Origin of the sequence: Stieleria varia, from assembly GCF_038443385.1 — a bacterium.
Taxonomy (GTDB): Bacteria; Planctomycetota; Planctomycetia; order Pirellulales; family Pirellulaceae; genus Stieleria; species Stieleria varia.
The window spans coordinates 5,607,386-5,621,527 of record NZ_CP151726.1; the positions used below are offsets into that span (position 1 = coordinate 5,607,386).

Genomic DNA, 14,142 nt, shown 5'->3' on the forward strand with positions numbered 1-14,142 from the left:
CCGCCGTGTCCAATGACCTCGGACGATCAACCTGACCCGTCGCCACCAATCAAGCGAGATGTCTCCAATGACGAGACAATCGATGGGATCGGCGCGTCGATGGACAGCACCGTCGATCCGCTGGCGCAAACGATCGACCCGTTCGGAATCCAAGAGAGCGCGAATGCCGATTCAGGCAACATTCCACCCAATGTAAACCTGGAACAGACCATCGCCGTTGGCGCGGCGAGCTTGCGACCAACACCCGTCGGTCCTGGGACCGGCAGAAGCCAATCCAGATCGGTGATGACGAGTGCGGATGTCGGTCGAACGATTAACCCACGTGAGCTCAACGCGGAGGACGCTGCGTTTTGGGGATCGATCGCTGCGGCGGGCGTTAGCAAAGCCAACCAGGGCGAAGTAACCGACCAGCGACCGGCGGCCGAACGGAGTATTTCGGAAACCAAGCTTCAGCTTCGGCAAAGAGACTTGGCGCCGCCAACACGCAGCGTCGATGAGCCGTCCGACTATCGCTTAGTACGACTGCTCGGGCGCGGAGGGATGGGCAATGTTTACATTGCCAAGCAAATGTCGTTGGATCGTCTGCTGGCGGTGAAGGTCGTCAGGCCGTTGCCGAAGGAGAAACAGGAGAAGCTACAGCAAAGCGGACGGCTGGAGCAGGTTCAGAACGACCGCAGGCAACAGTTTTTGTCCGAAGCCGTTGTGACCGGTGACTTGGACCATCCTAATATCGTACCCATCCACGATGTCGCCGTCGCAGCCGACAACACGCTTTTCTATGCCATGAAACGCGTGGTCGGGCGTCCTTGGTCGGACGTCATTGCCGAGAAAAGCCGCGACGAGAATCTAGAGATCTTGTTGAAAGTTGGCGATGCCTTGGCGTTCGCGCACACTCGTGGCGTGGTGCACCGAGACATCAAACCCGAGAACATCATGCTGGGTGATTTCGGGGAGGTGTTGGTGATGGACTGGGGACTCGCATTGGCTCAGCCCAACTTTGAAAAGAGCGAGTCGATCACCCACACAGCTGGCTTGGGCGGCACGCCTGCCTTCATGGCTCCCGAGATGGCGACGGGACCCTTGAAGAAGATCGGACCGGCGAGCGACATTTATCTGCTCGGCGCAACACTCTATTACATCATCACGGGTGTCGCTCCCCACCACGGTGACGATGTCAGTCAATGCATCCGTGCGGTGGCAAGCAATAAGATCCGCGAGGTGGAACCGCGGCATCAGGGCGAGCTGTTGAACATCGCGCTCAAAGCGATGGAAACGGAACCGGACGCGAGATATCGCAGCGTCATTGAATTTCAAACGGCGATACGACTGTACCGCTCGCACGCCGAAAGCATCTCGCTTGAGTCCAACGCGAGGGAGCACCTGACAAGAGCTAAGTCGCAGTCGGGTTACGATTCATATGCACGGGCAATGTTTGGTTTTGAACAAGCCATTGCGTTGTGGCCGGACAATGTGAAAGCGGTGCAGGGGCTCGCCGAATCCCGACTTGCGCACGCTCAAGCGGCTTACGACAACGGAGACTTCGATGCCGGAATCTCCATCCTCGACCCCGAAAACCCCGATCACTCGCAACTTTTGCAACAGTTGCAGCTCGCGATACAGGAACGTGATTCGCACAAGTCCCGTTTGACGCTATTCAAAAGGCTGGCCGTTGCCAGTTTGGCGTTCATCGTGGTTGGCGGCGCCGTTGCTTTGTACCTGATCAACAATCAGCGCAGGCAAGCGATTGACGCCAGATTGATCGCAGAACAAGAAAAGAAAAACACGCAGGACGCCTTGAAAGTCGCTGACGCAAACTACAAGCGTGCCGAGTTCGAGCGTGAACGCGCGGTCGCCGGTGAAGACGCAGCAAGGCTGGCTTCACAGGAAGCCATGGTGGCTAGAAATGAAGCCGTGGAAGAACGCATGGTCGCGGATGACTTGAGGGTCAAGGCTGAGGGGTTGCAAAGGAAAGCCGAACAGAGCGCGGAGGAAGCACTTTCCGCAAAGCTGTTGGCTGAAACGCGTCGCCAAGAAGCTGAAACTCAGCGGATGGCCGCACTGGATAGCGCCGAACAAGCTCGTGCCGAAAAGGCCAAGGCGGAGTACGAAGCCTATCTGTCGCAAATCGGACTTGCCAACGCACGCATCGAACGAAACGAGTTCGACGACGCACGGCGAATCCTCACGTCGCTTCGCAACTCCATCACTGATCGCGCGCCCGCTTGGGAATGGCGTTGGTTGTGGGCACAAACAAATCAGTCCGTCACGACGACCGATCTTGCCGCCGCCGTGACTGACTTTGCAAGCTCGCCCGACGGCCGCCACGTGTATGCGGTCGATGCATCCGGTGTGTTGCACGCATTCCATGTTGAATCTGATGGAACCATCAGTCCGCAGGGGCATCGCCAAGTCGAATTGCCCGGTATCGCGACGAGTCTCTCGATATCAACCGACGGACGATCGATCGCACTCGGAATGAATCAAGCGGATGTGCGAATCTATGGCGCCGAAAATCTTGCCTACATCCGGAGCCTCTCTGGTCACCAGGATACGGTGACCGACGTCGTGTATATCTCGGATCGGTTGCTGCTGTCTGCTTCCAATGACCGTACGGTGATCGTTTGGGATGCTGTCAATCGTCGAAAACTCGACCAGTGTTGGCACATCGCACCTGTTCGGCAAATCGATACGCAGAGAATCAAGCAGAATCCGACACAAAGCCGAGTCTTTGTCGCGGCGGTTTCGGACTCGTCCAGTGGTCGCGTTGTCGCGTGGCGTTTGACAGGCGACGGTCAGACCACGCGTGTTTCCACCGAACGTTTGGGTGAGTTTTTGCAGCATCCAGATCGCGTGACCGCTGTAGCAATCAGCGACGATGGAAAGAACGTTGTCAGTGGCGATGTTGGCGGCAACCTATACCAATGGGACATCGCATCCCTGCGTCCGACTGACTTTGACGCGTCCATCGCCAGCGCGATTCGCCGCGCGAACAATTCCGATTCGCCGGCAACCGGCACGAAGCAATCAGCGAACACATCTCGATCAAATCAGACACCGTATCGCGAGCTGATTGATTCAAATGACGAGATGCTGGTATCGGCCTCTAATGGTCCCAGCGAACAAAGGAAACAACGAGCGCACGGGGACGCGATTCGAGCCTTGCGATTCAGTCGTGACGGTCGCTTTGTGCTCTCGTCGTCGGACGATTACACGTTAAAGCGTTGGGAGAACGACAAAAACGGTGCCACCGTGACTTTTCGAGGACACGGAGGCTGGGTCACTGCCATCGAGTTCGCTGGGGCTCGGCATGAAAGACTGCTATCGTCATCGGCTGATCGAACCATCCGAAGTTGGAATCCGAACACTTACTTGAATTCCTATGCAAAGCTCGATCCGCAACAAGCGTTTTCGGCGTCGCATGCTGATCAATCGGCCAAGCCTTTGGATCGAGAAGCGAAGCCGCACGCAGATGAAATCCTCTCCGCCTCCTTTGACCGATTGGGCACACGAATCGTCTCTGCGAGTCGTGACCACACGGCCAGAATCTTGGCGATCGATCCACAGACGTTGAATTTCAAACCGATCGCATCCATCGGAGTCGATCGAGGAGATCGGTTGAGTGAGGGGACAGAGTATTTGTCCATGTCGGCCGTCGTCGATCCAAACCGCGGACGCGTGTTTGTCGGCAGCGCCGATTCCATTGTGCGCATTTGGGATCTCAACAGCGGAACACAACGCGGCCAAATGCGTGGGACCGGACTGAACAATACGCTTGCTCTTTCTGGAGACGGCAACCTCCTGCTGACGGGCAGCAGCGGCGGTGATGCGAAAGCCATTCTGTGGGACGTTTCATCGGAGCGAATCGGCCCCGTCGAGCGTTTTCGTCTTGGTGGACATCAAGAAGCCGTGACGGCACTCGCGATTTCGTCGAACGGCAAACGGATTTTCACCGGAGATCGCAGCGGTCGCGGGATCGTCTGGGATGCCGAAACGGGGACGCAACTCGGCGAGCCGATCGATCTGCTGCGTGGGTATCGAATCAACGATGTCAAGTTTGCCGCTGATGATCGCGTGATCTGGATCGCGGCCGATGACCAGCAGTTGACGGCAATCGATATCGACACACGTCATTTGATCAAACGATTGGAACATCGCGGATTCGTCACCAGCGTGTCGATCGCCGAGGACGACTCCTATGCCGTGACGGTCAGCGAGTCCGTCGACAAAGATTCCGTTCGGTCGATTGTGACTCTCTGGGATCTGAGCAGCGGAGCTCAATTCCGATTGGCCGATGCAAAAGGTGCCAAGTCAGCGGCGCAACAGAACGAACGGATCACATCGGCGCGGATCAGTCGCGATGGTTTGCGAGTCGCAATGACGCGTCAAGGCAAATCGGGACGAACAGGAGAACTGGCGGTGATAGGAGTCGAACAAGCCGGTCGAGCGGCGAAGTGGCTGCAAATGCCGGGGAAGATCGGCACGCCCTTAGCGGCTTGCTTGTTGTCGCCAAACTCTGTCTTGACATTGAACGGAGACGCCGCGTTTCGCTGGAACATCGACACAATGGCGCATGAAAAAAGCTACCGCGCACACGCCGCCGTCACCCAAGCAGTTTTTTCGGCAGACGGGAACCTTGTCGCCACCGGCAGTCGCTCTTTGAAACTTTGGAATTCGGCCACCGGTGAGCCGATCGACAAGCTTGAGAGTCCACATCAAGGTCCTGTTCGCGCGTTGGCCTTTGCACCTGATAACGATGCATACCGATTTGCAACTGCGGGCGACGATGGCGTGGTCCGTCGTTGGCAATGGTCACCGACGGATGGGTTCACCATGCTCGGCGAGGTGCAGTTGAGCCAGAGTCCTATTCTGTGCCTGCAGTACTCACCCGACGGTCGACAGCTCGCCGCAGGCACAACAGGTCATGCGTGGCTGTGGTCAGTGGACCAAGCCGGGAATCGCTTGGAGTTCACGTTGGAAGACCGAACGAACATCAATTGCTTGGCATTCTCGCCGGACGGAAAGTGGCTGATCGCAGGCGGAGACGACAAGCAAGCCCGGCTTTGGAGTTTGGATGAATCGACGACGAAGCCGATTCTGTTTACAGGGCACGCGGACCGGGTCGAATCCGTCGCGATCATCCAAGATCAGTCACAGCAGATGCGAGTTCTGACCTGCTCTCGTGACAAATCAACTCGACTGTGGGACCCTCGTGTGGAATTGGGCGAGGCGGTTGGTCGAGAGATCCTGACATTGCGAAAACACACACAAGGTGTCACGTCGGTTGGCGTAACGTCAGATGGGCAACTGGTCATGACCGCTGGTCGCGATGGTGCCGTGATCCTGTGGCCGGCTCCATTTGATTGATGGAACATCGACGTGGAATCCTTTCTCATTTCGCTGTTGCATCACGCGGGTTCGCGCCCCAATGCTCCCGCCTTGATCGACTTCGGCCAGTCGCCTGAGACCACCGTCACCTGGAGGCAATTGGCCAGTGAAGTTTACCGAGCACATCAAACGCTAGAACAGATTGCGACAAGGCAGGGGCACAGCGATTTGCGTGGTATGCCGGTCGGCTACGCGGCGAGCAACACGGTGCCGCAGCTACTGCTCGGTTTGGCCTGTCAAATGTCCGGAGCGATCGAAGTCCCCTTGGATGTTCGGGGAGGAGAATCGTACGTCAAAAAGTGCTGGCAACAGGTTATTGGTCTTTGGATCGACGATGGTGTTTGGCAAGACGTCTGGTGTGCGTGTGCCGATTCGAACTTAAATGATTACATCAACAAGATTCGCGACGCGGCGGAAAGTCTCGATTTGGATTCACCGTCGTTGATCCTGTTTACCAGCGGCACGACGGGAGACCCCAAGGGAGTGACGTTGTCGCATCGCAACTTGATCGGAAACGCCAACGCAAAGTTGACTGCAGTGCCACAGCATTGCGATGATGTGCGCGTTTCCATTCTGTCCTACGCGCACGCCTATGCTCGAACCTGCGATTTAGGAACATGGCTGCTTTCCGGATCTGTGTTGGTTCCTGCATGGGGCTATCAGGACTGGGTGCGGATCGCTCCACAAATTCGCCCAACGATCGTCAACACCGTCCCCAGCATTGCGGAACGAATCCGTGAAGAGACCGGAGCGTCGACAACGCGACTGAGACTGCTGGGATGTGGTGGAGCAGCCATGAGTCAGGACGATTTTCATGCATGGAAACAACGTGGCGTCACGGTGATTCAAGGCTATGGACTGACCGAAACAGCGCCCGTGATCTGTTCCGCAACACCAGAGAATGCGCGAGCGGGATGGGTCGGCCGATTGGTCGATGGATGGGAGCACAAGATCGTTGCAGGCGAGCTACGTGTTCGAGGCCCGCACACGATGTTGGGATACTGGAACGATCCGGTCTCCACTGCCTTGCGAGTGGATGCACAAGGCTGGCTGAAAACCGGCGATGTTGTCGAACAAGATCCCGACTCCGGTCAGTTTCGCATTCTGGGACGAGCCGACGACCTGCTGATCCTGCCCAACGGCCATGCTCTGCATCCCGTCGCGTTGGAAGGTCTGCTGACGGAGGAACCAAGCATTCGTCACGCGTTTGTCACGTGTGTGGGGATTCGGATTGTCGTTTGGCTGGACGTGGTTGGTGAATGGCACGACGAGCAAGCTCGGCAGATCATTCACTCTCGATTGGCATCGCGTCCGAGGTGGGAGATTCCCAAAGAGATCAAACGGTTTCCGGAGCCGATCGAATCACGGATGGAACTGTTGACGCCCAAGGGTTCCCTGCGTCGAAAAGCGGTGCAGAGATGGGTGGAGTCCCTGTAGCGAAAGAGGGCAAGGCTTGGCTGATCAAAATGTGGCGTTGTGTCTTTTTGGGTTTACGCAAGTTTATGTCCCTACTGCCGGCGCAGCCGGTGGCCCCCAGTGAGCCTCAGGCGCTAGCCGTGGGCCCGAGGCGGATTGTGGTGCCGGCCCACGGCTAAGCCCGGATGATTCATCAGCCGCTGGCGCGTGGCGGCTGATCTGCCCAGACTGTTTTCGTGCGCGGTTTCCGTTTGACCCGTAGCCAACGGCGCAGGCGGAAGCGGCGTTTGACTGTGCGGTGCAATGCGTTTGATAGCGTCTCCTACGCCTTCGGCTGCGGGTCAAACGTAGGGAAAGGCTAAGCCCGGATGATTCATCAGCCGCTGGCGCGATAGCGTCCGGTTCCCGTGTATGGGTGCAGGAACCGGGCGATATCGCGTGGCGGCTGATGTGTCCAGACTGTTTTCGTGCCAATCCGCGTAAACCGTTTCGTGCAAACGTATTGCGAAGACTGTAGTCAGTGGCGTGAATAATCCGGGCTAGCCGTGGGTTTGAGGCGGATTGTGGTGCCGGCCCACGGCTAGCGCCTGAGGCTCACTTTGATTGCGATGCATCGAACAAGCCCACGGCTAGCCCGGATATTGCATCCATCGGTTATTGACGCGGGGTTGCGAGTTCGATACGTCCGCTTTTGGGAAATGATTTGATTTTGATGGGGGCTTTCGCAGCGCCGCGCAGAAGGCCCCCCCTCCCCCAAGCGAATGATTCGCTTCGTGGTTGCGTTTTCCTCGAGGGTTGCCGCCCTTAGTCGCTTCGGCAAAGACGCGCCATGACTTCGTTAAAGAGACTCGCGCTAGGGCAGTGAGTCGGAAGGTGAAAAATCACTCGCCGACAAGTCACGCGTACTCGCGCGGCAATCTTGAACAGACGCAAGCGGATCGTATCCACACGCATCCGAGCATGTGTAGTGCCCTGAAGTGCCAACCGGCGGATTCCGTCGACCAACACATACGCCAACGACGACAGAATCAAACGAAACTGATTGGCCATGAAGTCTGTGCAGCTGGTTCGATCGGCAAACAAACACATCTGTTGTTCCTTGATCCGATTCTCCATTTCACAACGCTGACAATAACGTTCTCGATAGAAATCCTTCGGGTTCCAAGCAACACTGCAGATCGTTCCAGGATCGAGGATTTGTCGAACCTGTTTGCCGTCCACGCGAGGGCGATGATAAGTCGGCTCGACGATCCCTTGGGCACTGGGCAGGTTTGTCACGACGAAACGCGGGTTGGCTCCCTTGTCGCCGTGCTCCGCCTTGCCGAGAACCCAGCGATGACGGTCCCATGTTTCCTGAGTGCGATAACGGAACCACTTGAAAAGCGTTCGCGTGGATTTAAATTTCAAATGCTCAAGTCGAGCACGGGTCATTTCGCAGGCAATATTGCGGATCAAGACGTTGTTCTTGGGCAATCCGAAGACATAGTAGACGTCGTTTTTATCGCACCAACGCATGAGTCTTTCATCAGAATATCCGCCATCGCCACGTAAAATGATTTTCGTCTCCGGCCATCGCGAACGAATCTTTTGAACCAGCAGTTTGGTCACCGCGCGAGCGTGATGGGCTGCGCCAAAACTGCTGGGACGTAAGTAGGCGACAAGCAACTGATAGCCACAGAACACGTACAGCGGCAGAAAACAGTGGCCGTCGTAGAATCCATTGAAGTAGTTTTTGTCTTGATTGCCGTGCGTCGGATCATCTGTGGCATCATAGTCCAACGTGATTTCTTCGGGCGGTTTCTCGTAGCTGTCCAGAAAGGTGTTTACGATTTCTTCGTGGATAGCCAGCATCGCTTTGCGATCGACACGATTTTCGAAACGTGAATGCGTTGACGGACTGGCCAAAGGAAAGTGTTCGTCGCTGTCATAGTCATTCTGTGCAGGTGTGCGTCCGGCAGCGACTTGAAAGGCTGCATCATGCCGCAAGTGGGCGTGATCGTTGCCGTCCTCGTAGCCTGCCGCAATTCCAAAGATACGACTGGTCAGGATCTCGGCCTGCGGATGTGCGGTGTAGATAGGATCGCGTGGATCGGCAATACAAGCGTCGACTCGGCGGATCAGGCCGAGTCGTTGATCGACTTCGCGAAGCAGTAGCAATCCGGCGTCGGACGTGAGCGTTCCGCCATCAAAATCAAACTCGACAGCTTGGCGACGGAGGCGTTTCAGTGCAGCTCGTTTTCGATTACGCTTTGTCATTGCCGAGAGCCTTGGGCTTGGGATGTGTGAAGTGTTGTAACTCCAATGCATACCAGGACTAAGGCTCTTGCGCTATAGGGGGAAACAAATTTTCGGATGCAATATCCGGGCTAGCGCCTGAGGCTCACTTTGATTGCGATGCATCGAACAAGCCCACGGCTAGCGCCTGAGGCTCACTTTGACTGCGATGCATCGAACAAGAACATGGACTGAAAAAACAACGTAAACACCAACCTCTTGACAGCCCAGGGCAAGGCAATTTCTCGCAGAGAAAACACTTGGCGCTGGTGGGCGTAGCGATTTCGCCCGCGATCAACGTGGAACGTCGAGCGACAATCTTTCAGATCGATCACGCGTTCAGAAAACGGGATCGATATCGAAACGCTTCAATGTTCTCGGCGAAACTGTCCCGGCGGGACTTTCATCGCGCGTCGAAACGCGACGCTCATGTATTCTTCGTTTTGATATCCGGTTCGCTTTGCGATTTGGCCGATGGTCAAATCCGTCTCGATCAACAACTGACGAATCCGATCCACGCGACGCCGCGTGATCTCCTGATGAGGTGTTCTGCCAATGATTTCTTGAAAGCGTTTTTCCAACACCCGACGAGAAAGTGGCACATGTTGCAAGATATCATTCACATTGATGCCTTCACACGCGTGATCGCGAATGAAGCGCATCGCGTTTGCAATATCGGTGTCTTCGATCGCCAGAACATCCGTCGACTGACGCGTTGCGATCCCGATCGGTTCAAACAAATGTGGCTCACCCGGAACGGTCTGACCACCCATCATGGCGTCCAACAACCGAGCAGCTTCACGGCCGGTCTGATGGGCCGCGGGGATGACACTGGACAGCGGCGGAGTGCACAAGTCACAGAGCAGTTCGTCGTTGTCGACCCCGAGCAGTGCGAGTTCCTCCGGCACACGAATCTTTTGCTCCCGGCAAATGTCCAAGATCTGCTGTGCCTTGATGTCGTAACAAGCAAACACCGCAACGGGGCGCGGCAGGCTTGCGATCCAACGCGTCATGCGTTCTCGTTCGCGATTGATCGAGTATCCTTTGGCATAGCGACTGCGTGAGTGAAAAACATCGCAGCGATGACCCGCGTTTTCGACGGCCTCCTGAAAGGCTTGCTCTCGCCAGTTGGACCAGTTGAACTCGGGTTCACCGCAGAAGGCGAAGTTTTCGAACCCTCGTTCGCGCAAGTGTTCAAAGGCGATCCGCGCGATCGATCCGTCATCGGTTTCGACCCAAGGAATATCGGGCACATGACGAGCGGCGCTGACATCGACGACAGGCATCTTGAGCTTCTCCACCACCCTGGCGATCGCTTCGGTCTCAATCCGAGCGATCAATCCGTCGCCCCGCCACTGCCGCAGCCAGTCGGGCGGCGTTGCACCGCGATGTTGCTCTGGCAAGTAAACCGACCATGACTGATTGGATCGAATGTACGAAACGATTCCGCTCAGCAGATTGCGGGCGTAAGCGTTCGACGTTTCGATCAGCAGGGCAACGGATCGTTGTTTCATCAAGGAATCCGCATTGAGGTGGGTGAAACAGGAGCGGTGAAAACACACAGCAATCATACGCTTTTTCACATTGTAGGTCACTCCGAATCGCTTATGTTTGTCAAATCTCAACAACCAAACAGTAAACCGAGTGAAGAGAATGAGCGATCGAAAAGTCAGAATGGCGATGGTGGGTTTGGGCTTCGGATCGGAGTTCATTGCGATCTATCAGGCGCACCCCAATGCGGAGGTGGTGGCCGTTTGTCGTCGCAACGAGTCCGAACTGAACAAGACGGCGGATCAGTTTGGGATTGAAACGCGGTACCAGGAGTTTGATGACGTCTTGGCGGACCCCAACGTCGAGTGTGTACACATCAACAGCCCGATCGGTGACCATGCGTGGATGTCATTGAAGGCGCTCGATGCTGGAAAGCATGTGATGTGTACGGTACCGATGGCGACCACGATCGATGAGTGCCGTCAGATCGTTGCCAAAGTGCGCCAGACCGGTCTGAAATACATGATGGCGGAGACCGTGGTCTACAGCCGGGAGTTTTTGTACATCAAAGATCTGTATGAGCGTGGTGAACTGGGTGACATTCAGCATTTGGCGGCATCGCACCCACAAGACATGGACGGCTGGCCCAGCTACTGGGAGTCAATGATTCCGATGCACTATGCGACGCACGTTGTCAGTCCTTGCCTGGGTCTTACGAATGCACTTGCCGAATCGGTCAGCTGTTTCGGTTCGGGGCGTGTGCGTGAAGAGATCGCAAAAAAATCGGGCTGCCCGTTTGCTGTGGAGAGTTGCCACATCAAGCTTCGGGACAGCGACATCACGGCCCATATTTGGCGATTCTTGTTCGACGTCGCACGCCAGTACCGTGAAAGTTTCGACGTCTACGGAACCAAGAAGAGTTTTGAGTGGACGCTCGTCGAGAATGAACCTCACGTGCTGCACACTGCAAAGAAGCCTGAGCACGAAATTCCGGAGAAGATCGAGATCCCGGACTTCGCGTACTTGTTACCCGAGCCGATCCAACGCTTCACGTTGCCGGCGGAGATCCATGACGCGGAGCATCTGTCGTTCTTGCAAGGCGGCGGCCACGGCGGTTCGCATCCTCACTTGGTACACGAGTTCGTCTCGGCGATCTTGGAGGACCGAGATCCCTGGCCCAATGCGGAGACGAGTGCCAACTGGACGTGCACCGGAATCTGTGCGCACGAATCCGCCATGAAAGGCGGTGAATTGGTTCGGCTCCCCGATTTCAGTTGATCGCTGGGTTGCGACGCGAGAGCCAGCCGGGCCTATCGTATTGCCCGGTGCACGTAGTCGCGTCTCTCCGAGACGCGAAACTTCGAGCCTCGGAGAGGCTCGACTACGTGAAGAAATCACAGACTAGTGCATCGTCCAGTCTTAGAACGTGGGTTCGGTAGATGAGCCGTTTTGGCGTTAGCCACGGTTTTCGTGCCACAACCGTGGCTAACGCCAAAACGGCTAACCCCAAAACGGCTAACCCCAAAATCAAGACCGGACGATGCACTAGGTCACTGGGTATCCAAATTGGCGTGATACACTTCGACCTCCGAGGTGAATGCAAAGTTCTGTGAGAAGTCGCCGGACTTTTTGTCGTGATGATCGATGTACGTCAATCGGACAAACTGCGCTTCTTGGTCTTCGAACAAGAACGACTTGCGTTGCTCTTTACCGAAGTCGAACGCATGACGTCCGACCGGGGCGTAGTTCTTTCCGTCGGTGCTGACCGAGACTTCGATGGTCTTGGTGGAACCGATAGCGGGCTGACAGACGACGACCGCGTTGATCGGCACTGATTTTTCCAGATCGATCGTGACCGTCTTGGGGAAACGAGCGTCAGCGCCCGTGGCGAAGCATTGCGGAGTGTTGTTACCGATGTTTCCGTCGGTCAGTCCGGTGTTCCAGCCGTACGTGTTGGAGTCACTGGATTGCCACTTGCAACCACGCGCGACGTTCTTTCCCAAGTCGGCGTTGTCGGGCCAATGCGTGTGGAAAGCGGACGCGGGCAATCCGTCGGTTTCGATCAAGTTTGGCATGGCGGTCTTGTTCCAACCGAACCTGACTTGACGTGGTTTAGCGACCGCGTCGCTGCGCAGGACAACGGTCTTGCCGTCGATCGTGGCACTGGCATCATGAAATTTGCCATCGACACCGGCCAATTGAAAATGCGTCAGCGGTTTGCCGTCGCGTGATTTCAATCCGGCCTCGGCATGTGAAAACGTCACGTGGACGGTATCGCCATCGATACGATGGCTTTCATAGCGAGGGCCGCTGGGGTCAATGTCGGACTTGCCATATTGTTTGGCCAAGGCCCACAGGGACAACCGACGTGCGACCTCCATTTTTTTGGCCGGATGAATATCACCGACTTCGCCGATATCCGTGATCACCGCCATGCCCGTATGGGGTATCTCCAGGCAAGCCTCTTGTGCTTCCCAAAACCGCGGCAGGATCTCTGTGTCTTCGTCGCCATATTGATAAGGAGCGATTTGAACGAAGTAGAACGGCAGTTCGGGATCACGAAAGACTCGTCGCCAGGACGCCAAGAGAGCTTTGGTCTTTTCCGTGTAAAGCAATCCCTCCGCGTGATTGGATTCGCCCTGATACCAGATCGCTCCGCGAATGGCATAAGGAACCAACGGATGAATCATGGCGTTGTAGAGCGAAGTAGGAGTGCCGGAACCGGAACGCATTGTTGGGGGTTGCGGAGGCAAGGGAGGAACAGCGGTGCCTTCTGAGATCGCCTTGGATGCGTTGGACGCCCAGCTCGCGACGGACTGCATGTGCTGAGTATGTGCGTGTTGGTATTCGGCCGTACCAGGTGACTCGTTGTTCACTTTTTGTGCGAGGTCTTGCAACGCCTCGACTTCGGTGAAACCTTGGCGGTCGGTCCACGGTTCGATGCGAGTTCCACCCCAAGCACTTTGAATGATCCCGACCGGGACACCGAGTTCCTGGTGCAGTTTCAAACCAAAATAGTATCCAACGGCAGAGAACGAAGCGACGGAATCGGGCGTCGCAGCGGACCAGGTTCCGGTGAACGTATCCATCGGCTGCATGGCGTGTGCTTTGGTGACCTCCAGTAAACGTAATTGGGGGAAGTCGGCTTTGGGGATATCTGCTTGAGAATCCGCTTTGCTGCGCATCTCCCATTCCATGTTGGACTGTCCCGACGCCAACCAGACTTCGCCGACCAAGACGTCGGTGCGTTTGATCGCCTGTTTCGAACCTGCCGCGGAAACCTGCAATTCTTGCGGGTTCGATTCCGCATCCATGGGATCCAGCATCACCATCCATCGCCCGTCCGAACCGGTGGTGACCGTTTTTTGCTGATCCCCAAACCGAACGGTGATCTCGTCGCCCTGGCTGGCTCGTCCCCATACGGGTAGCTCGCGATCTCGCTGCAGAACCATGGAATCGGAAAAGACATGCGCCAGGGAGAGTTCGTCCGCCCGCGTGGCCGAACCACCCATGCAAAAAAGGCCCGCCAGCAGAGGCAACCATACGACAGCAACGTTCGTCTTCATCTACATCAAC

The 14,142-nt window shown here is 56.2% G+C and carries 6 protein-coding genes; 3 read left to right on the top strand and 3 right to left on the bottom strand.

Going from position 1 to position 14,142, the window contains the following annotated elements; translation table 11 throughout:
• Positions 1–12: 12 nt before the first annotated feature.
• Both Pla52nx_RS18920 and Pla52nx_RS18925 read left to right on the top strand, forming a co-directional pair.
• Entirely contained in the window at positions 13–5,364 is a 5,352-nt protein-coding gene (locus tag Pla52nx_RS18920) for a WD40 repeat domain-containing serine/threonine protein kinase (RefSeq protein WP_146520348.1), read from the top strand.
• Between the two features lie 12 nt (positions 5,365–5,376).
• The gene (locus tag Pla52nx_RS18925; RefSeq protein ID WP_197454630.1) at positions 5,377–6,822 is read left to right on the top strand and encodes a class I adenylate-forming enzyme family protein; all 1,446 of its coding nucleotides are present in this window, start codon (positions 5,377–5,379) and stop codon (positions 6,820–6,822) included.
• A gap of 783 nt (positions 6,823–7,605) precedes the next feature.
• Here Pla52nx_RS18925 and Pla52nx_RS18930 read toward each other — a convergent pair.
• Together Pla52nx_RS18930 and Pla52nx_RS18935 are read right to left on the bottom strand one after the other, a co-directional pair.
• Entirely contained in the window at positions 7,606–9,057 is a 1,452-nt protein-coding gene (locus Pla52nx_RS18930) for an IS1380 family transposase (protein WP_342190199.1), read from the bottom strand.
• Positions 9,058–9,443: 386 nt separating this feature from the next.
• Positions 9,444–10,592 carry a DNA-binding transcriptional regulator gene (locus Pla52nx_RS18935; protein ID WP_315855022.1) on the bottom strand — a complete coding sequence of 383 codons (1,149 nt, stop codon included), beginning with the start codon at positions 10,590–10,592 and terminating at the stop codon, positions 9,444–9,446.
• A gap of 136 nt (positions 10,593–10,728) precedes the next feature.
• On the opposite strand from Pla52nx_RS18935, the gene Pla52nx_RS18940 reads away from it, so the two are divergent.
• The gene (locus Pla52nx_RS18940; protein WP_146523839.1) at positions 10,729–11,844 is read left to right on the top strand and encodes a Gfo/Idh/MocA family protein; all 1,116 of its coding nucleotides are present in this window, start codon (positions 10,729–10,731) and stop codon (positions 11,842–11,844) included.
• Positions 11,845–12,116: 272 nt separating this feature from the next.
• Here the strand turns inward: Pla52nx_RS18940 and Pla52nx_RS18945 are convergent, their stop codons facing one another.
• Entirely contained in the window at positions 12,117–14,132 is a 2,016-nt protein-coding gene (locus tag Pla52nx_RS18945) for a sialate O-acetylesterase (RefSeq protein WP_146523838.1), read from the bottom strand.
• Positions 14,133–14,142 lie beyond the last annotated feature (10 nt).